This is a genomic window from Succiniclasticum sp. (genome assembly GCF_056977735.1).
Map to the genome: position 1 here is coordinate 1 of NZ_DBMCWA010000027.1, position 19,123 is coordinate 19,123.

The 19,123-nt window shown below is 49.4% G+C and carries 17 protein-coding genes, 1 pseudogene and 1 riboswitch; all 18 genes and pseudogenes read left to right on the top strand.

Annotated elements, in window-relative coordinates; translation table 11 throughout:
• The first annotated feature begins 284 nt into the window (after positions 1-284).
• The 18 genes and pseudogenes from ACZOWY_RS11295 to ACZOWY_RS11380 all read left to right on the top strand — a co-directional run bounded on the left by ACZOWY_RS11295 (position 285) and on the right by ACZOWY_RS11380 (position 18,936).
• A complete protein-coding gene (locus tag ACZOWY_RS11295) occupies positions 285-845 on the top strand; it encodes a GspE/PulE family protein (RefSeq protein ID WP_484398022.1) in 561 nt (186 codons plus the stop codon).
• A gap of 1 nt (position 846) precedes the next feature.
• Positions 847-1,851, top strand: coding sequence for a type IV pilus twitching motility protein PilT (locus tag ACZOWY_RS11300; protein ID WP_484398027.1), 1,005 nt, complete (start codon positions 847-849; stop codon positions 1,849-1,851).
• A gap of 94 nt (positions 1,852-1,945) precedes the next feature.
• Positions 1,946-2,530, top strand: coding sequence for a DUF937 domain-containing protein (locus ACZOWY_RS11305; RefSeq protein WP_484398033.1), 585 nt, complete (start codon positions 1,946-1,948; stop codon positions 2,528-2,530).
• Positions 2,531-2,610: 80 nt separating this feature from the next.
• Positions 2,611-3,477 carry a DNA/RNA non-specific endonuclease gene (locus ACZOWY_RS11310; RefSeq protein WP_484398038.1) on the top strand — a complete coding sequence of 289 codons (867 nt, stop codon included), beginning with the start codon at positions 2,611-2,613 and terminating at the stop codon, positions 3,475-3,477.
• A gap of 8 nt (positions 3,478-3,485) precedes the next feature.
• Positions 3,486-3,818 (top strand): annotated as a pseudogene (locus tag ACZOWY_RS11315) (primosomal protein N' family DNA-binding protein); the annotation flags it as partial.
• A 171-nt stretch (positions 3,819-3,989) separates the two neighbouring features.
• Positions 3,990-5,894: a replication restart helicase PriA gene (priA, locus tag ACZOWY_RS11320; protein ID WP_484398104.1), complete on the top strand. Its 1,905-nt coding sequence runs from the start codon at positions 3,990-3,992 to the stop codon at positions 5,892-5,894.
• A gap of 72 nt (positions 5,895-5,966) precedes the next feature.
• Positions 5,967-6,440: a peptide deformylase gene (gene def / locus ACZOWY_RS11325; RefSeq protein WP_484398044.1), complete on the top strand. Its 474-nt coding sequence runs from the start codon at positions 5,967-5,969 to the stop codon at positions 6,438-6,440.
• Between the two features lie 3 nt (positions 6,441-6,443).
• Positions 6,444-7,382 carry a methionyl-tRNA formyltransferase gene (gene fmt / locus ACZOWY_RS11330; protein ID WP_484398050.1) on the top strand — a complete coding sequence of 313 codons (939 nt, stop codon included), beginning with the start codon at positions 6,444-6,446 and terminating at the stop codon, positions 7,380-7,382.
• A 15-nt stretch (positions 7,383-7,397) separates the two neighbouring features.
• Positions 7,398-8,192 (top strand): DUF116 domain-containing protein, encoded by a 795-nt coding sequence (locus tag ACZOWY_RS11335; protein WP_484398056.1) that lies wholly within the window; start codon positions 7,398-7,400, stop codon positions 8,190-8,192.
• Positions 8,185-9,561 (top strand): 16S rRNA (cytosine(967)-C(5))-methyltransferase RsmB, encoded by a 1,377-nt coding sequence (gene rsmB / locus ACZOWY_RS11340; protein ID WP_484398061.1) that lies wholly within the window; start codon positions 8,185-8,187, stop codon positions 9,559-9,561. The genes ACZOWY_RS11335 and rsmB overlap by 8 nt, the downstream gene beginning before the upstream one ends.
• Positions 9,558-10,625, top strand: coding sequence for a dual-specificity RNA methyltransferase RlmN (gene rlmN / locus ACZOWY_RS11345; protein WP_484398066.1), 1,068 nt, complete (start codon positions 9,558-9,560; stop codon positions 10,623-10,625). The genes rsmB and rlmN overlap by 4 nt, the downstream gene beginning before the upstream one ends.
• A gap of 70 nt (positions 10,626-10,695) precedes the next feature.
• Positions 10,696-11,439, top strand: a complete 744-nt coding sequence (locus tag ACZOWY_RS11350; protein ID WP_484398072.1) for a Stp1/IreP family PP2C-type Ser/Thr phosphatase — start codon at positions 10,696-10,698, stop codon at positions 11,437-11,439.
• Positions 11,429-13,942, top strand: a complete 2,514-nt coding sequence (locus ACZOWY_RS11355) for a protein kinase domain-containing protein (RefSeq protein WP_484398078.1) — start codon at positions 11,429-11,431, stop codon at positions 13,940-13,942. Before ACZOWY_RS11350 ends, ACZOWY_RS11355 begins: the two co-directional genes overlap by 11 nt.
• Before the next feature lie 11 nt (positions 13,943-13,953).
• Positions 13,954-14,826 carry a ribosome small subunit-dependent GTPase A gene (rsgA, locus tag ACZOWY_RS11360; protein ID WP_484398110.1) on the top strand — a complete coding sequence of 291 codons (873 nt, stop codon included), beginning with the start codon at positions 13,954-13,956 and terminating at the stop codon, positions 14,824-14,826.
• Positions 14,823-15,467, top strand: a complete 645-nt coding sequence (gene rpe, locus ACZOWY_RS11365; RefSeq protein ID WP_484398084.1) for a ribulose-phosphate 3-epimerase — start codon at positions 14,823-14,825, stop codon at positions 15,465-15,467. The genes rsgA and rpe overlap by 4 nt, the downstream gene beginning before the upstream one ends.
• Positions 15,468-15,564: 97 nt before the next feature.
• A riboswitch (FMN riboswitch) is annotated at positions 15,565-15,720 on the top strand.
• Complete coding sequence (gene ribD / locus ACZOWY_RS11370; RefSeq protein ID WP_484398090.1) at positions 15,705-16,904, top strand: bifunctional diaminohydroxyphosphoribosylaminopyrimidine deaminase/5-amino-6-(5-phosphoribosylamino)uracil reductase RibD; 1,200 nt, start codon at positions 15,705-15,707, stop codon at positions 16,902-16,904. It overlaps the preceding riboswitch by 16 nt.
• 40 nt (positions 16,905-16,944) lie before the next feature.
• On the top strand, positions 16,945-17,637 hold the full coding sequence (locus tag ACZOWY_RS11375; protein WP_484398095.1) for a riboflavin synthase: 693 nt from the start codon (positions 16,945-16,947) through the stop codon (positions 17,635-17,637).
• A gap of 57 nt (positions 17,638-17,694) precedes the next feature.
• The gene (locus ACZOWY_RS11380) at positions 17,695-18,936 is read left to right on the top strand and encodes a bifunctional 3,4-dihydroxy-2-butanone-4-phosphate synthase/GTP cyclohydrolase II (protein ID WP_484398099.1); all 1,242 of its coding nucleotides are present in this window, start codon (positions 17,695-17,697) and stop codon (positions 18,934-18,936) included.
• Positions 18,937-19,123 lie beyond the last annotated feature (187 nt).

Below are 19,123 nucleotides of genomic sequence, written 5' to 3' on the forward strand. Positions count from 1 at the left end.
ACCATACACCGGGTTGACGAAAGATAAGGGAAAAGTGTAAAGAACAGTAACGCTTTTAGTTATAAAAACGAATCGACAAAGAAGAGTATTTTGAATAGAAGAGTAGTCAAAACTCGCAATATTACAATTGCGTTTTAAGAACAAAAAATAAACAGTCAGAAAATTTACAAATTTTGAAAACCCAGATACAGAGCGGAGTTGAGCGACATAGACTGACATGATTTTTGCGAGAAAGAAACAATTTTCGTATACGAATCGTACTACGAACGGACCCGGACATAATCATGATTGGGGAAATCCGCGATCGGGAAACGGCAGAAATTTCCGTACAGGCAGCACTGACCGGTCATCTGGTGCTCAGCTCGCTGCATACAAATACGGCAGCAGGGGCGGTTACCCGTTTGCTGGATATGGGGATCGACCCCTTCCTGGCAGCGTCTGCGCTGCGGGGGATTGTAGCCCAGCGCCTGGTGCGCAGGCTGTGCCCTTCCTGTAAACAAGCAGGCAACGCAGGGGAAAATGTGTGGGAAAGAAACTATTTCCGGCAGCTGGATTTGATTCGGGAAGGAAAAAGTACAACTGACACCAATACTATTGTTTACCATGCTACAGGTTGCGAGGCCTGCCGTCAGTCCGGTTACCGGGGGCGCATGGCGGTTCATGAGGTTTTGCCGGTGAATGCCGCTTTAAAGGAAAAAATTATCCGTCACGCCACGGAGCAGGAGTTGTGGGAAGCAGCAAAAACAGAGTTCCCCGGTCTGCAATCTTTAGAAGAAGACGGCATGAAGAAAGTTAAAGATGGGGTTACGACCGTACAGGAGTTGCTGCGTGTACTGGGGGTGTGACATGGGATATTTAATTGATGATTTGCTGCATCAGGCTGCGGAAATGAATGCCTCCGATCTGCACATCAGCGAAAACGGACCTGCTGTTGTGCGTATATCAGGAATGCTCAGCAAATTCGGGGACATGATTTCGGACGTTTATTCGCTGTTTGAACCGATAGTGCCTGCGAGGCAGAAAAACATGTTGAGGGAAAACGGTGAATGTGATTTTGCATACGCAGATTCTTTTGGTCAACGGTTCCGTATCAACCTGTATCGCAGCACTGACGGTTATAACGCCGCAATCCGTATCATACCGGAATCAATTCCCGCATGTGATGAATTAGGTTTGCCGGAAACCATTCAGAAGTTTTCGGAGCTCCCAAATGGCCTGGTACTGATTACCGGAGTGACCGGATCGGGTAAAAGTACGACGCTGGCTGCGATTTTGAACGAGATTAACCAAAACAGGGCAGTTCATATTTTAACGTTGGAAGACCCTGTTGAATACAAATTTCATTCAGCGAGAAGCCTGATTCATCAGCGTGAGATCGGAAGTGATACGATAAATTTTGCATCAGGGCTGAGAGCTGCGCTGCGAGAAAATCCGGATGTGATTGCAGTGGGAGAACTGCGTGATCTGGAGACCATTGCCATTGCGGTGACCGCAGCGGAAACCGGTCATCTTGTCTTTGGCACCCTTCATACCCGCAGTGCTGCGGAAACGGTTGACCGTATAATTGACGTGTTCCCGGAACAGCAGCAAAGGCAGATCCGGGTCCAGCTGGCTGGCTGTCTGCAGGCTGTGGTCTCCCAACAGCTTCTGCCGGGTAAGCATGGGGAACGGACTGCGGCATTTGAAATTATGGTTATGACGACGGCCCTTCGCAATCTGATCCGGGAAGGGAAAACACAGCAGATGGAATCTTATATCCAGACTGGCAGCCGGTATGGTATGCAAACCATGGAGGCTGCTGTTTCGGGACTGAAAAAAGAAGGGAAAATTTTTGTGAACAATGTAAATTAAATTTGCACAGCAGCTCTTATTAAAGGTATAATTAAATAAGCAGTTTTGCGGTATTATTCCAGGTATAGTTATCAAATGCAAAGGAGATGTTATCATGAGCTTATTGGAGACGCTATTAAAATCTATGACTTCTTCTTCGTCACTGGATACCATGTCCAGAAGGACCGGTGGCAGTAATGACCAGATGGCCGCTTTGATTACGGCGGCGTTACCGATATTACTGCGAGCACTGACGGAAAATGCTTCAACCAAATCAGGCGCTGCCTCTCTGCAGCAGGCGCTGACCCAGCATACGGAGACGGGTTCTGTTGCGGAGCAGTTTGAAACAGCGGATGTTGATGACGGCGCCAAGATTTTACAGCACATTCTGGGTGGTAATTCTTCTTCCGTTATGAACGGACTGTCCCGGCAAAGCGGGTTAAGTAACGATCAGGTCGGTTCTGCTTTGGGCGCGTTGGCCCCGGTATTGCTCAGCAGTCTGTCGGCTGCATCCAATCAGGTGCCGGCACAGCGGCAGAGACCGGCTATCGACCTTAGCGACGGAATCGATGCGTCGGATATTATGGGCTTCATGCAGATGATGTCTCAGGCACAAGGCGGAGCACAGCAGAGGCGTCCGCAGAACCAGGCTTCCTTTGACGGAAGTGACCTGCTGGGACTTCTCTCCATGATGAAATAATCGGGAACAGGATTTGTACGGTGGCTGCAGCATAATACTATACTGTAGCCGCCATCTTTTTTAGACAGGAGGCAGCATCAATGACTGTACGGAAAGGTACACAGTTTGCAAGAAAGTTACAATGGGTCTTGCTTCGCGTTGTATTGCTGCTGGTATTGGCGTTTTTTGGGCTGGAGTACTTTACCATTCACCGGCAGGATGTAAGGCGGGTCTGCGATTGTGGTTCCCGTATCATTCATTCTGAAAGTTTGCAGGAAGCAGCAGCTGTCCTGCGAAGTGGATACCAACCGGCAGATGATCAGGAAATTTCTGCAGATTCTGCCAGCCTTCGTGCGTTAGCCCAAAGTACGCCGCTGATTACGCTGGAAAACCTTCCGGAGTACGAAGGGCGTTCTTTTGTTGTACTGAATGGGAACGAGCCGCAGTTTTCCAAAGATTTCAAATCAAAAGAAAATCCGTATTATTCTTTTACCCCGTTAGATGCATCGGGACGCTGCGGACCGGCTTACGGAAAATTGGGACCGGAGTTCCTTCCTTCGAAACCGCGGGGCCCTATCGGGATGATAAAGCCTACCGGCTGGCGTTTCAGTAAGTATGATGAAATTGATAAAAAGTATTTATACAACCGCTGTCATCTTCTTGCATTCCAGCTGACAGGGGAAAATGCAAACAAACGGAATCTGATTACGGGGACAAGGTATTTTAATGTAGTGGGGATGCTTCCTTTTGAAAACCGTGTGGCGGATTATATCCGGCGTACCCGCAAACATGTTTTTTACCGGGTGACACCTGTGTTTAAAGGGCGGGAACTGTTGGCCCGGGGCGTAACGATGGAAGCGCTTTCTGCAGATGACGGGGGAAAGGCTGTCCGTTTTCATGTGTTTGTGTATAATGTGCAGCCGGGAATTGAAATCAATTACGCCGATGGCTCAAATCGCCGGAAATGAGGTTCTGTATGAATTATGTACTGGTAGCAATCAATCTGCCTGTTAAAAATTTGTTCAGGCAGTTTATATATTCTCTCCCGGAAAGTATGCGCCAGGCAGGAGAAGGCTGGCGTGTCATTGTGCCGTTTGGCCCGCAAAAGGTAGAAGGCTTTGTAGTGCGTGTTTTATCCAGGGGAGAGGCAGTGGCTTTACTGCAAAAGGAAAATCCGGATTTTTCGTCAGATAAGATTAAAGAGGTCACAGCAGTTTTGGGGACCCGTCCGTGGTTTTCAGAAGAGATGCTGCTGACGGCAAAGTGGCTGGCCGGATACTATATGTGTTCGCTGGCGGAGTCCATGCGTCTGTTTATACCGGGGAAGTCGAGTATTAAACGCAGGCCTGTATATCAAAATGGCAGGCTGGTCGCTTATGATATAGAAGAGCGGCTGAAAGCCAGGACTGTATTGGCGTATTCAATTACAGAGAAAGGGAAAGCTGCACTGCAGGAAGGAAACCGGCGGGCTAAAGCGCAGATGAAGGCGTTGGAGGTTCTGCTTCATGCAACGGAGCCGCTGGACCGGAAAGAGGCAGAGCTGCAGCATATCAGTGGGGAAGTGTTGCGTACGCTGGCCGAAAAGGGATGGGCGCAGCGTACAGAGAAACGTTGGCTGCGTAACAGCTATGACCGTCATGCAGAGCGAAAAGAAACCTTGCAGCTGACAGAGGAACAGGCGCAGGCTGTCGCGGTGATCAAGGCTTCATTAGAATACTGTTTTTCTGTAAATCCATTGAAAAGGGTTGAAGACGGACATACAGAACTTGAATCTGTGAAAGGCTCTGTAATATGTAATTCTGCAAAATGTAATATTGAAAAGAATTATACAAAAAATGTACCGCAGGAGTTTTTATTGCAGGGGATTACCGGCAGCGGTAAGACAGAAGTGTATTTGCGGGCTGCCGATTATGCGTTGCGACAGGGCCGGCAGGTACTGGTGCTGGTACCGGAAATTGCGCTGACGGCACAGATCGTACAGCGGTTTCAGGCCTGGTTTCCTCAGGAAGTGGCAGTGGCGCACAGCAAGCTGTCGCAGAATGAGAGGGGCGACGTCTGGTATAAGATGCGGACCGGAGAAGCAAATGTATTGATTGGTGTGCGCAGCGCGGTTTTTGCCCCGTTTAAGAATCTTGGCCTTGTCATTGTAGACGAGGAACAGGAGAACAGTTATAAACAGGAAGAACGTCCGTCTTACCATGCCCGGGAAGTAGCCCGCTGCCGCTGTAAGAGCAACAGGGCCGTGCTGGTCCTTGGCAGCGCTACGCCTTCTCTGGAGTCATATTTCAGGGCCGTTTCAGGACGCATCGGTCATTTGCACCTGAAGTGCCGGCCAGGCAGTTCGTTTTTGCCGGTTGTAGATGTGGTGGATATGCGGGAGGAGCTGGCGCAGAAAAATTATTCCGTTATTTCCCGAAGGCTGCGCAGGGAAATGATTGCAACAGCGCATGAAGGACAGCAGGCTATTGTGCTGCTGAACCGCCGCGGATATTCAACGTTTGTCATGTGCAGGGACTGCGGGGAAACACTGACCTGTCCGCACTGTGCGGTCAGTCTGGTGTATCATGCAGACGAGCAGGTCATGCGCTGTCATTATTGCGGCAATACATATCCGATTCCTGAAACCTGTCCTCACTGTGGCAGCCGTCGGATCAAATTTTTCGGCAGCGGGACCCAGAAGGCGGAACAGGAGATCCGCCAGATGCCCGGCGTAGAAGTATTGCGGATGGATCAGGACAGCACCGCGGCGAAAATGGCCCATGAAGAAATCATCGGACGCTTTTCCCGGAAGGAAGCGAATGTGTTGCTTGGGACGCAGATGGTGGCCAAAGGCCATGATATACCGGATGTTACGCTGGTTGGTATACTGGCAGCTGACAGTACGCTGAATCTTCCGGATTTCCGCGCATCCGAACGGGGCTTTTCCCTGCTGACCCAGGCAGCCGGACGGGCAGGACGGGGCGACAAACCGGGACGCGTAGTCCTGCAGACCTATGATCCGGAAAATGAAATTATTACACTGGCGGCAAAACAGGATTATGAAACGTTTGCGAACCATGAGCTTACCCTGCGAAGAGAACTGCTGTATCCGCCGTATGGTGAGATTTTGAAATTAACGGTCGTGGATAAAGATGAGACAAAAGCCTGGAAACTGGGAGACGAAATTGCCGGTTTTTTACGGGACCGGTACGAAGCAGAAAAATGGGAACGTACGGAAATCATGGGGCCCTTTCCTTCCGGCGTAGCCAAGGTCAGGGATCTGTACAGAATTAATATTGTGGTAAAATCCCAGGCGATGGAACAAGTGAAAGAATGTTTAGCTGCCAGTAAATACAGGTCGGTAAAGAATATTTATTTTGACGTAGATCCGATAATGGCAGTGTAGAAAGGGTATACGCGTTATATTTTTTGTGTTATAATATAATGTATTTTATTGAGCTTTAATTTTGGAGGAAACATGGCGGTATTGGAAATCAAAAGAGCAGGAGACCCGGTTCTGAAAAAAGTCTGCGAGCCGGTTAAACGCATAGATAAAAAAGTAAAACGTATTTTAAAAGATATGGCGGATACGTTGTATAAATCCGGCAATGGTATCGGTCTGGCAGCACCTCAGGTTGGCATCCTGCAGCGCATCGTTGTCATTGACCTGCAGGACGGCAACGGTCTGTTGGAGCTGCTCAATCCTGTCATTACGAAAAAAGAGGGTTCACGTATTGGCTGTGAAGGATGTCTCTCTGTTCCCAACTTTGAAGGGGAAGTAGAACGGGCAGAATATGTAGAGTGTGAATATACCGATCCTCACGGCAAAAAACAGTTCCTCGCTACCGATGGACTGCTGGCTATCTGCCTGCAGCATGAAACGGATCATCTGGACGGCATCCTGTTTACCGACAAGGCTGTGACGATAACCCTGAAAGCACCGGAGGATTGAACGATGTGGAATGTGGTGTTCATGGGCACGCCGGATTTTGCGGTGGGTTCCCTTAAAGCATTGCTGGAAGCGGGACAGTATCATATCCAGGCTGTGGTGACCCAGCCGGACCGTCCGAAAGGCAGAGGTCAGAAAATGGTGGAAACACCGGTAAAGTCTTTTGCGCTGCGGAACAGTCTTCCGGTTTTTCAGCCGCTGAAAGTGAAAAATCCGGAGTTTGTGCAACAACTGAAAGAATGGCATCCCGATTTTATCGTGGTAGCTGCGTTTGGACAGTTTCTGACGCAGGAAATATTGGATATTCCTGTTTATGGATGTATTAATGTGCATGCATCCCTGTTGCCAAAATACCGTGGCGCTGCGCCGATTCAGTACGCTATTATCAAAGGGGAAAAAGAATCCGGTGTCACGATCATGCGGATGGAAAAGGGTATGGATACCGGGGCTATGTACAGCAAGGTTTCTGTCCCTGTTGATGCGGAAATGAACTTTGCCCGGCTGCATGACGAACTGATGGAAAAAGGAGCCGCATTGTTGGTGAAAACACTTCCTGATATTGCTGCCGGATTGCAGCCGGAAATACAAAATGAAAGCGAAGCAACCTTTGCAACATTGCTTACGAAAGAAATGGCTAAAATAGACTGGAACTGTCCTGCGCAGGAGGTGCATGATCTGGTGCGGGGCTTTGACCCTGTGCCAGGCGCATTTACCTGTCTGCCTGACGGGAAACTTCTGAAGATCTGGGAGACCCGCGTTACGGGGAAACGGACGGACGCGCTTCCCGGTACGGTGGTTTCTGTGACAAAGAAAGATTTTTCCGTGGCTTGCCGTGATGAAGAGCTTCGGATACTGACTGTGCAGCCCGAATCAAAAAAACGTATGGCTGCAGCTGTATTTTTGAATGGCCGCGGTGTGAAAGCCGGCGATTGTTTTTTGCAATAAGGAGTAAGACGTTTTATGGTATCAGCAGTGGAAATGGCGGTTAATCCCAAGAAAAGGGTGTTCCTTGCGCTGGTTCTGTTCAGTGCGATTGTAACGGCCGTTCTCTTGTTTTTTGTCTGGAAGGTAACCTATCTGGGCTTTGAAGCCATCAGTCAGTTTTTACCGGCAGCTTTTGGTTTTCTGGTATTTGGGGCCATAATCTTCCTGTTTGCGGGGGAGCTTGCAATCGTGCTGGCAATTTTGGGTATGCCGCTGCCGAAAATTTTATATTTCTGGTCCTGGAAGGCAATCAATTTTCTGTTTCCCTTTGCAGTGGGGTTAGGGCGTATCCTTAATATTCCCAGGGAAAAAGTGGAACAGAGTTTTGTGGCGGTGAATAATGCGCTGGTGAAGCAGCATCATGTGAAGGTCCCTTCGGAACGCCTGCTGATCCTGACGCCCCATTGCCTCCAACTGGATACCTGTCCCCGGAAGATCACCCGGAATATCGAAAACTGCCAACAGTGCGGCGGATGTTGCGTGGGAGGGTTGCTGGGGTTGTGCCATAAGTACCACATGCATTTTGTGGTGGCAACGGGAGGTACGCTGGCAAGGCAGATGGTAGCCAAAGCGCGTCCCAAAGCTATTATTGCAGTGGCCTGCGAGCGGGATCTGACCAGCGGGATTCAGGATGTGTTTCCCATTCCGGTCATAGCGATTTTTAATGAACGTCCTTTTGGTCCCTGTTTTAATACCCGGGTCAGTATTGATAAGGTAGAAGAAGCTATCAGATTATTGAGTGAAGACCTTCCGGAGGAAGTCAGTGCGTAAAGAAAGGTTTTCAAAGGATAATAAGGCAGTTATAAATAAGAAAATCCCGGTAAACGGAAGGGAAGCCGCTTTGCTGGCGTTGCTGCAGATCTGGCAGGAAGGGGCCTATACGGCTATTGCGCTGAACCGTATTTTACGGCAGGCCAGGCTGGAGGAACTGGACCGGCGTTTTGCCACGGAACTGGTCAATGGCGCTGTCAAAGCAAAAGGCACGTTAGATTATGTGCTTGGGAAGATGGTAAACAGACCCCTTCAGAAGCTGGAACCGGTTATTTACTGCATTCTGCACCTGGGGTTATACCAGATTTTTTATACAGACCGTATCCCGGATTCTGCTGCCTGTAATGAAAGTGTGAATCTGGCTAAAAAATTCAGCCACAAAGGAACGGATAAGTTTGTGAATGGAGTGCTTCGAAGCGCGCTCCGGCAGAAAGAATTATTGTGGGAGAATATCCAAAACGATACTTCACTGTGTCTCTGTCATCCCCGCTGGCTGGTGGAACGCTGGCGAAAACGGTTTGGCGATGAGGAGACAAAGGCATTATGCTGCTGGGATAATGAACCGGCAAACCTGTGCCTGCGGGTCAATACCCTGATGACGACCCGGGATGCTTTTTTACAGGATCTCCGGGAAACGGGCTGTGAAGCGGAGGTCTCTTTGTGGTGTCCCGATGGGATTGTCATGACGAAATCTCCCGGGTTGCCCGTTATGCTGTTAAAATTTCCTCACAGCTTTTATGTACAGGATGAAAGTTCCATGCTGCCGGCCATGGCTTTGCAGCCGCAACCGGGAGAGCGGGTGCTTGACATGTGCAGCGCGCCGGGAGGCAAGACAACGCATATTGCCGTGTTGATGGAAAATAAAGGCTGCGTGACGGCCTGTGACATATATCCGCATAAATTAAAATTAATTGAAGAAAATGCAAAGCGCCTGAAGATAGGGATTATTAAAACGGAATTGCAGGACGGAACCGTTTTGCGGGATGAGTGGAAAGAAACATTTGACCGGGTATTAGTGGATGCGCCCTGTTCCGGATTAGGCGTGCTGCGGCGCCGTGCGGAAGCGCGCTGGACAAAAACAGAAAAAGGCTTGCAGGATTTCCCGGTACTGCAATATACAATTCTGGAAAACGCCTGCCGTTATGTAAAACCCGGCGGGGTTTTGGTGTACAGCACGTGCACGATGGAAGAAAATGAAAACGGAAAACTGATAGAACGTTTTTTAAAGAGCCATAAGGAGTGGAAACAGACCGGGTTCCCGCATCCCCGTACGAAACAGTCTGTGAAAGAGCTGCAATTGTATCCGCAGCGGGACGGTGTGGATGGCTTTTATCTGACGGTACTGCAAAAAGAAAAAAAGATGTTATGAAGACTGAGATTTTTGGAATGCCTTTGCCCCAGTTACAGACAGCGCTGGCAGAACTGGGACTGAAAAAATTCCGGGCGAAGCAGATTTTCGACTGGTTATATAAGAAATGTGTATTTGATTTTGCTTTGATGAGCAATTTAAGCAAAACGGAACGGCAATTACTGCAGGAAACTTTTTCGGTTCTGCCTGCGGAAGTACATATTGTCCGTAAACTGGTATCTTCTGACGGGCTGACCCGGAAATTTTTACTGGAGCTGCCAGACGGGAATCTGATTGAGACCGTGCTTATGCATCATGATTACGGATACAGCGCCTGTGTTTCCAGTCAGGTTGGCTGTGATATGCATTGTGCATTCTGTGCCAGCGGTCTGCACGGCGCAGTGAGGAATCTGACGGTTGCCGAGATTGTGGGGCAGGTGTATCTTTTCAATCTGCAGCTTGTTTCCCTGGATGAACGGGTAAGCCGTGTCGTGGTCATGGGAAGCGGTGAGCCGATGCTGAATTTTGATGCGGTATTCGGCGCTTTGCAGTTTTTGCATCAGCCGGATGTCGCTAATATCGGTTACCGCAATATGACGGTTTCCACCTGTGGTATCCTGCCCGGCATCGAAAAGATGAAAGCGCTGGGGGTTCCTGTGAATCTGGCGATATCACTCCATGCGGTTAAAAACGAACTGCGTACAGCGCTTATGCCGGTCAATCAGGGGTTCCCGTTCCCGGATGTGATCGCGGCAGCAGAAGAATATGCCAGGAACAGCGGGAGACAGGTTACGTATGAATATATTTTACTGGCAGATATAAATGACAGTGATGCGGATGCAGAACTGCTGGCAGAATATCTGCGTTATAAACAGGCCAGTGTAAACCTGATCCCTGTTAATCCGGTTCCGGAAAAAGGTTTCTTCCGGCCCGGAGCGAAACGGATTGAACGGTTCTTATCAATCCTTCAGCGGCGCCGCATTCCTGCGACGGTCCGCAAAGAGATGGGGAAGGATATTAATGCGGCATGTGGACAACTGCGGGCTGCGGTCGCCGGCGATAATGAAAAGAGGAAGCATTATTGAAAGTATCTGTATTTTTTTGTGATATTTCGTTTCCCTGCTAATCACTTAATCACTGACTGGAGGGATTGTTGTGTCAGTAGCGACCCGGACTCACAAGGGAAGAGTCCGAATGAATAATGAAGACAGTTTGCTGCTGGAACGCCCGTATTTATTTGCGATTGCAGATGGCATGGGCGGATATAATGCCGGAGAGGTTGCCAGCAAACTGGCTTTGGAAAAGTTAAAAGCGGAAAAAGAGGATCTGTACGGTAAAAACGGTTTTGCCCTGGTTTCCAAGCTGTATCAGATTATGCGGGATATAAATGTTGAGGTTTACCAGAAGGCAAAATCAGAATTCGCATTGGAAGGAATGGGGACTACTCTTTCCGGTATTTATTTTAACGGAAAGGGTAAAGGCTATGTTTTCAATGTGGGGGACAGCAGGGTATACCTGTTGCGCCAGAATCATCTGAAACAGATCACCAGAGACCATTCCCTGGTAGCGGAAATGGTGGAGCACGGCGAAATTACCCGGGAGGAAGCTTTCCACCATCCCCAGAAAAACATGTTGACCAGAGGAATCGGGGTCAATAAAAATGTTAACGGTGATGTGTTTGTCGTAGATATTTATACAGATGATATTATCCTGATCTGCAGCGATGGGCTGACAGACATGCTGCATGATAAGGAGATCGCGGAGTTTCTTCAGAAAGAAGATGCAGAAGCATCCGCAGATGCATTGCTAAGTGCTTCGCTGGAAAAAGGCGGAAGAGACAATATCTCGTTTATTATATTGAAGTTGGATCGGAAAGAGGTGGAACACGATGGTCGGTGAGATTTTAAACGGACGCTATGAAATTTTAAAATCCGTTGGATTTGGCGGCATGGCTGAAGTATATCTGGCCAAAGATGTTCTGTTGGACCGGAAAATTGCCGTCAAAGTGCTGCGCAAAAAATTTCTGGACAGTAAGACACAGCTGGAACAGTTTAAACGGGAAGCCCGTTCTGCCGCCAGGCTTATTCATCCTTCCATAGTGACAATTTATGATGTCTGCGATGAAGGGGATATCAGTTATATTTTGATGGAATATGTGGAAGGGGTCAGCCTGAAAGCGTTCGAAGAACAGAACGGACGTATGGATCCGGCGCTGGCGGTCGCTCTGACGGCACAGCTTGCTTCGGCACTGGATCATGCCCATAAACATAATATTATCCATTGTGATATCAAACCCCAGAATATTGTTCTGACGGAAGCTATGGTGCCGAAGATTGTTGATTTTGGCATTTCCCGTATCGTTTCCAATGAAACCATGGCCTTTACGGCTTCCGTAGTAGGCTCTGTACATTATTTTTCGCCGGAACAGGCCCAGGGACTGGCGGTTACGGCTCAGTCCGACATTTACTCACTGGGGATCGTATTTTATGAAATGCTGACGGGAAAGGTTCCGTTTGACGGAAACAACGCAGTTTCTGTTGCCCGCAAGCAGGTAGAGGAGCAGGCGCCTCCTTTAAAAGAATTCTGGCCGGAAGCGCCTGATGCACTGCAGAAAATCATTGATAAAGCGCTGGCTAAGAACCGGGAGGACCGTTATGCCACTGCCGAGGATATGAAAAATGATTTGATGAAAGTAAAGAACCTGATCTACCCCAGTAAGAATAATGACACATTCCTGGACCGGACTATTCCTTTGCAGGCAATCGCAGTCAATTCACCGGTTAAGGCAGCCATTGCAGGGGCAAATCCGCTGCGTACAAAAGCAGAGGCGGAACGGGACCGGTTCCGGACCCGGCTTATCCGGAATTTGCCAGGTTTCCTTACAGAAGAAGTGGAAGATGACACAAATGAACAGGTACAGTATGAGGAACCGGGGAGTACAAGGAAAGTAACGCCTGTTTCAGCTGTACAGGATGAATCAGATACGGCAGTTGCAGCGGCGGCTTCTGCGGGGGCTGCGGTTGTCTTGTCCGGGGCGGAACCGGAACAACAGTCGCTGTTTACTGAGGAAACGGATATTGTCGGAGAATTGAAGAATGCGGGGGATTCCCGGATATCTGAGGGGGCAGAGACGGGCCGTCCTTTTGTCGCGGATAAAGGCATGCCGGAGGAAAATGAGGCTGCGGGCCCAACGGTGGCCGGGGAAACGAATGTGAAACCGGTAGTTATTCCCGTTGCTGACAGGTCTGGCCATGCTGAACCGGATCTGGTTGAACCCGGAACCATGCCATATGACAAAAAGCTGTCTGCTGTTACAGCTTCGGCAGTCGAAGAAAATCATCCTGCTGTTGCTACGGACAGGATTGAAGAACCGGAGCCCGAAGCTGAGGTAAGAAATAACAAAAAGCAGAAAAGAAAATTCGGCTTTTTGGGTAAATTGCTGGCAGCCTTATTGTTGTTGATCCTGCTGGCGGCAGGTGGGATCCTCTATTTCTTTGGTACTTCCAAACCGGATATTGTTGTTGCGGATGTCAATGGAAAAACGGTAGCGGAGGCACAAAAGGCGCTGGAAGCGCAGGGCTTCAAGGTAGAAATAGAAAATAAAGTGGATCCTGGCGTTAAACCCGGTATGGTATTACGGATGGATCCGGTAGCGGGAATCAAGCGTAAAGAGGGTGCGACAATTACGTTAGTTGTTTCCGCGACAGAACAGATGGAAACGGTTCCAAAGATTGTCGGGTTGAAACAGGATCAGGCTGAGAAGCTGCTGTCAGAGAGAAACCTGCGGATTGAAAAGATTGAATACAAATGGGAAGATACGAAACCTGAAGGTATCATTCTGAGCCAGTCGCCGGAAGAAAACAGTAAACTGGGTGATAATGGCGCCGTGAATATTGTTATCAACAAAAAAGAAGAAAAACAGATATCGCTTCCTAATCTGAAAGGGTTGACGTTAGCTGAGGCCAGAAAGAAGCTGGAAGATCTGAAACTGAAGGTAGAAGTGAAAGAAGAGGACAGTGATAAGAATAAAGATACGGTAGTCGGAATGTCGCCGGGCGAGAACGATTCCATAATGGAAGGTTCTACCGTGGTTCTGCTGGTATCTAATGCGAAAAAACAGACTGCCTTCCCGGTTTCGCCTGACAAGATTAACAGTAACAGCGGACGGAGTAATGGCAGTGTTACCGTTAGTAAAACGACAGGAGCCCGCTATGCCGAGTTTGTAGTTCCCGGAACCGGGATGCATACAGTACAAATCGTTTCTAATAATGGCAGCACGCAAAAAGTGGAAGTATCCGGTTCTTATAACGGTGGTGTACGTTTGCGTACAAAAGTTGACAGCGATGTACAGCGCGTCGGGTTTTATGTGGACCACAGACTGGTAGAGGAGAAGAGTTGGTAAAGTCGGGATTGGTGGTACGGTCTTACAGCGGGTACTATTACGTGATCAGCGATGGTATGACGATAACCTGTAAGGTTAAGGGCCACATGAAGCAAAAAAGGTTTTCCTTATGTACCGGAGACCGGGTGCAACTGGAACTGGATCCGGAAAACGGAACAGACGAAGGGATGATTACTTCTGTGCTGCCCCGTAAGAATTATCTGGAAAGGCCGACTGTGGCGAATCTCGATCTGCTGGTAATTACGTCGGCACTGGTACAGCCTGATTTCAGTTTCCTGATCATGGATAAACTGCTGGTACTTGCCCAGGCGGCAAAGGTTCCGGCTGTGATCGTTCTGACAAAAGCGGACCTGGCAACGCCGGAACAGATTGATTCCATCACATCCGTTTATAATAATATCGGGTATGAGACTTTTGTAACGTCCGTAAAAACCGGTTTGGGAATTGAAACACTGCGAAAACGTATTGCAGGGAAAATTACAGCTTTTGGCGGACCCAGCGGAGTAGGAAAATCATCTGCTTTAAATGCCATTCAGCCTGGCGTTATGAGGACTACAGGAGAGGTCAGCAGTAAAATAGGAAGAGGAAAGCACACCACGAGGTTTACGGAACTCATTCCGTTTAATGGCGGATACCTGGCTGACACGCCTGGTTTTGGCAATGTCCTTATGGATACAGTTACTTCTGAAATATTGCCTGCCTGCTTTCCTGAATTCCGAAAGTATGAGGAAGAATGCAAATTTTCTCCCTGCAGTCATACCCATGAACCGGTCTGCGGTGTGAAGGATGCGGTGAAAGACGGCAGAATCGCTTCGTCCCGTTACGCATCTTATTTATCAATACTGGAAGAACTGAAAGATAACAAAGTGAGGAATCGAAGATGATCAAAGTAGCTCCGTCGATTTTATCAGCTGATTTTTCCTGTCTTGGCGATGAGGTTCGGAAAATTGAAAAAGCCGGCGCCGACTGGGTGCATATTGATGTGATGGACGGCAATTTTGTGCCGAACCTGACCTTCGGCGCGCCGGTTGTCAAAAAAATCAGGAAGGTTACCAACCTGTTTTTTGACTGCCATCTGATGGTGGATCACCCGGAAACCTATATTGAGGATTTTGCCGCAGCCGGTGCAGACCAGATCGTGGTGCATGCGGAAGCCACAAAGCATTTGCACCGTTGCATACAGTCTATCCATGCCAAAGGAATCAAAGCCGGGGTGGCTTTAAACCCGGCCAGTTCTTTATCTTTGGTTGAAGAGATGCTGTCTGAAGTAGATATGGTGCTGCTGATGACCGTGAATCCCGGTTTTGGGGGGCAGAACTTTATTTCAAGTGTATTGCCTAAAATCAGCCGGCTACGCCGCATGATGGATCTTGCCGGACTGAAAACCGACATTCAGGTAGACGGCGGTATTAATGCGGAAACGGCAAGGCAGGCAGTTGGGGCCGGGGCGAATGTGCTGGTGGCCGGCTCGTATGTATACGGTGCGAAAGATGTGAAAGCTGCGATCCAAAGCCTGCATGTGTAAACGAACAGTGCCGGCAGGATTTGCCGGTCTGTGCCGGAGAGCATGGCATCCCGTATGATTGACAGGCAGGAAAAATCGTATTAAACTATATATTGATATTAGTCTTTGGGGCAGGGTGAATGCGCCGGCAGGAACCGGGTGCATAATTCCCAACCGGCGGTACAGTCCGCGAGCCGACAGCGCCATGGGTGCCGACGCACGATCCGGTGTGATTCCGGAACCGACAGTATAGTCTGGATGAGAAAAGACGTATATGGCAGTAATTTTGACCATAGGGAATGCCTCATGACATTTCCTGTGGTTTTTATTTTGGAGGCAGAAGGTATGCCGGACCATGAATTTTATATGAGAAAGGCGTTGGCGCTCGCTAAACGGGCAGAAGGGTACACCAGCCCGAATCCCATGGTCGGTTGTGTAATTGTCGACCGGGAAGGTAACGTAGTTGGAGAAGGATGGCATCACAAGGCCGGAACACCTCATGCGGAGGTTAATGCCATTACTGATATGCTTGCAGGACATGCGCAGGGACATACAGCGTATGTCAGCCTGGAACCCTGTTCGCACTGGGGGAGGACCGGCCCCTGCTGTGAGGCTCTGATACAAGCAGGGATCAAACGGGTGGTAGCCGCAATGGAAGACCCGAATCCCAGGGTAGCGGGTAACGGGTTTCGCCGTTTGCGGGAAGCTGGCGTAGAGGTCATTACGGGTGTCTGCGAAAAAGAAGCAAGGCGCCTGAATGAACACTTCTTACTGTGGGTTAGCCAAAACCGTCCTTTCGTCAGCCTGAAATTTGCGGAAACGCTGGATGGAAAGCTGGCTACATCAGGCAGGGATTCCCATTTTGTCACCGGGCAGGAGGCACATGTTTACAGCCACTCTCTGCGTAAGATACATGACGGTATTTTAGTGGGGATCGGCACGGTGCTGGATGACGATCCGGAGCTGACCACCCGGCTGGTGGAAGGGAAGAACCCCGTGCGTATCATATTGGACAGTAAGGCCAGGATTCCTCTGCAGGCGAAGGTATTGAACGGGGATGCGGAGACGCTGCTGGTTACCGGTCCGGATGCTGATCCGGAAAAATGCAGACTGTTACGGCGCATGGATCATGTGGATGTAGTTACGCTTCCCTGTGCAGAAGGAAAAGTTCCGGTTTCGTATTTACTGCAATACTTATATGAACATGAAATTGCTTCCGTTTTGGTGGAAGGCGGAAGCGAGGTTTTGGGGTCGTTTCTGGATGCCCGGGCTGCGGACAGGGTGTATGCGTTTATTGCCCCGAAGCTGGCAGGTGGTAAAGAGGCTCTTCCTGCTATCGGAGGAAACGGGATCGCTGTTATGTCGCGCTGTGCATCGGTCGCAGAGCCGGAACTGATTCCATTAGGATCCGACTGGCTGATTACCGGCAGGGTTCTGTTTAACGAAAAGGAAATCTGAGTCAGATAGTGTAACCTATAATTTTAAGGAAGAGTTTATCATGTTTACAGGTCTTATTGCTGAACTTGGCACCGTAGAAAGACTGGCAGAAGGGAGCGCGAGCTGCCGCATGACGGTTCGTGCCGCAAAAATACTGCCCGGTGTGAAAATCGGGGACAGTATCGCGGTAAACGGAGTCTGTCTGACGGTAGTACACCTGCAGGGCCACACATTTTCGGCGGACGTGATGCCGGAAACCGTACGCAGGACTACCCTGCACCTGCTGCAGCCGGGGGACAGGGTGAATCTGGAAAAAGCGCTGCGGCCCATCGACGGGCTGGACGGACATATCGTGCAGGGGCACGTGGAAGGCGTGGGAACGATTCAGCAGATTGTTCCGGAAGGCAACGCGCTGGTATATCGCATAGAAGCGCCCCGGGAACTGTTGCGTTATATTGTGGAAAAAGGTTCCATCGCCGTGGACGGCATCAGTCTGACGGTGACAGAGACAGATGATACCGGATTTGGCGTTTCCCTGATTCCCCATACGGCAAAGATGACCACGTTGGGTTATAAAAGTGCGGGAGATGCAGTGAATCTGGAAACCGATATCCTGGCCCGCTATGTGGAGAAAATGCTGGGGCTGCGATATAAAATAAACGGTTCCGGTGCCGGGCGTACCGCCATTTCCGGTGAGAAGCATGAGCAGGAAACGGAACTGACAGAGGAGTTTTTGCTGCGTCACGGTTTTTAAAAGGTAAGTGCATGACGGATTTAGTTTTCCGATAAAGAGACAGAATGGGAGAAGGGTATGAAGGACTTTACATTTAATACGATAGAAGAGGCCATCGCTGCCATCAAGGCAGGGAAAATGGTGCTGGTTACCGATGACGAGGACCGGGAAAACGAAGGCGACCTGATCATGGCGGCAGAATTCTGTACCGGGGAAGCCATTAATTTTATGGCTAAAGAAGCACGGGGACTGATCTGTATGCCGGCTGACGGGGAAATTATGGACAAGCTCCAGTTCGGCGCCATGGTTTCCCATAATACGGATAACCATGAAACTGCCTTTTCCGTTTCCGTTGACCATGTAGATACCACTACAGGCATATCGGCTTATGAGCGGGCCTATACGATGAAAAAAGTAACGGAACCGGGAGCCCAGGCTATGGATTTCCGCAGGCCCGGCCATGTTTTCCCGCTGCGAAGCCGTAAGGGCGGCGTTCTGGTACGTACAGGCCACACGGAAACCACGACAGACCTATGCAGACTGGCGGGCCTGACACCTGTCGGTATCTGTTGTGAAATTATGGATGAAGACGGTTACATGATGCGTACGCCGCAACTGATCGAGTTCGCAAAAAAACACAATCTGGTTTTCATTACGGTGGCATCGCTGGTAGCGTACCGCAAGCAGCATGAAAAGATGGTGCACCGGGTTGCGGAGGCAAAGCTTCCTTCCAAGTTTGGTACTTTTAAGATCATTGCCTATGAAAACGATCTGGATGACCTGTGTCACATCGCGCTGGTCAAGGGAGAGGTTGCCGGAAAGAAAGATGTAATGGTTCGCGTCCATTCGGAATGCCTGACCGGTGATGCTTTCGGCAGCCTGCGCTGCGACTGTGGCGACCAGCTGGCTTCCGCTCTGCGCATGATTGAAAAAGAAGGCTGCGGTGTGGTCGTCTACATGCGGCAGGAAGGCCGGGGCATCGGACTGGCAAACAAGGTACGCGCGTATGCGTTGCAGGATCAGGGACTGGATACGGTAGAGGCCAACATGCGGCTGGGGTTTGCCCCGGATCTTCGTGATTACGGCATGGGCGCCCAGATTTTGTCGGACCTGGGACTCACCAGCGTGCGGCTTATCACCAATAATCCGGCAAAACGTGCCGGCCTTTCCGGTTACGGTATCACGGTCACCGGCAGGGTTCCCATTGAAATTGCACCCAATCAGTACAATGAGTTTTATCTGGAAACCAAGGAAACTAAGATGGGGCATGAGCTGTCGGAACTGCATCTGGGATGTCATTGCGGCAATCATAAAGAATGAGTTTGTGTACAAAATAATGCCGTTCCCTGACGGCGTAATTGAGCGTATTATACATTACTGTTAAAAAAACTGAAAATGAATCATACAAGTCCAGCGGTAAAATGTCAAGACACCAATGAGTAAAAAACACTAGTTTTTAAAACTCATTTCAAGCAATGCAAAACACCTACCTAAGCCCCGCAGCCTG

Bases quoted from the DNA above. Each gene is read 5' to 3' on its own strand.
- ACZOWY_RS11295 (WP_484398022.1), top strand. From the start codon at position 285: ATGATTGGGGAAATCCGCGATCGGGAAACGGCAGAAATTTCCGTACAG.
- ACZOWY_RS11300 (WP_484398027.1), top strand. From the start codon at position 847: ATGGGATATTTAATTGATGATTTGCTGCATCAGGCTGCGGAAATGAAT.
- ACZOWY_RS11305 (WP_484398033.1), top strand. From the start codon at position 1,946: ATGAGCTTATTGGAGACGCTATTAAAATCTATGACTTCTTCTTCGTCA.
- ACZOWY_RS11310 (WP_484398038.1), top strand. From the start codon at position 2,611: ATGACTGTACGGAAAGGTACACAGTTTGCAAGAAAGTTACAATGGGTC.
- priA (WP_484398104.1), top strand. From the start codon at position 3,990: ATGAAGGCGTTGGAGGTTCTGCTTCATGCAACGGAGCCGCTGGACCGG.
- def (WP_484398044.1), top strand. From the start codon at position 5,967: ATGGCGGTATTGGAAATCAAAAGAGCAGGAGACCCGGTTCTGAAAAAA.
- fmt (WP_484398050.1), top strand. From the start codon at position 6,444: ATGTGGAATGTGGTGTTCATGGGCACGCCGGATTTTGCGGTGGGTTCC.
- ACZOWY_RS11335 (WP_484398056.1), top strand. From the start codon at position 7,398: ATGGTATCAGCAGTGGAAATGGCGGTTAATCCCAAGAAAAGGGTGTTC.
- rlmN (WP_484398066.1), top strand. From the start codon at position 9,558: ATGAAGACTGAGATTTTTGGAATGCCTTTGCCCCAGTTACAGACAGCG.
- ACZOWY_RS11355 (WP_484398078.1), top strand. From the start codon at position 11,429: ATGGTCGGTGAGATTTTAAACGGACGCTATGAAATTTTAAAATCCGTT.
- rpe (WP_484398084.1), top strand. From the start codon at position 14,823: ATGATCAAAGTAGCTCCGTCGATTTTATCAGCTGATTTTTCCTGTCTT.
- ribD (WP_484398090.1), top strand. From the start codon at position 15,705: ATGAGAAAAGACGTATATGGCAGTAATTTTGACCATAGGGAATGCCTC.
- ACZOWY_RS11375 (WP_484398095.1), top strand. From the start codon at position 16,945: ATGTTTACAGGTCTTATTGCTGAACTTGGCACCGTAGAAAGACTGGCA.
- ACZOWY_RS11380 (WP_484398099.1), top strand. From the start codon at position 17,695: ATGAAGGACTTTACATTTAATACGATAGAAGAGGCCATCGCTGCCATC.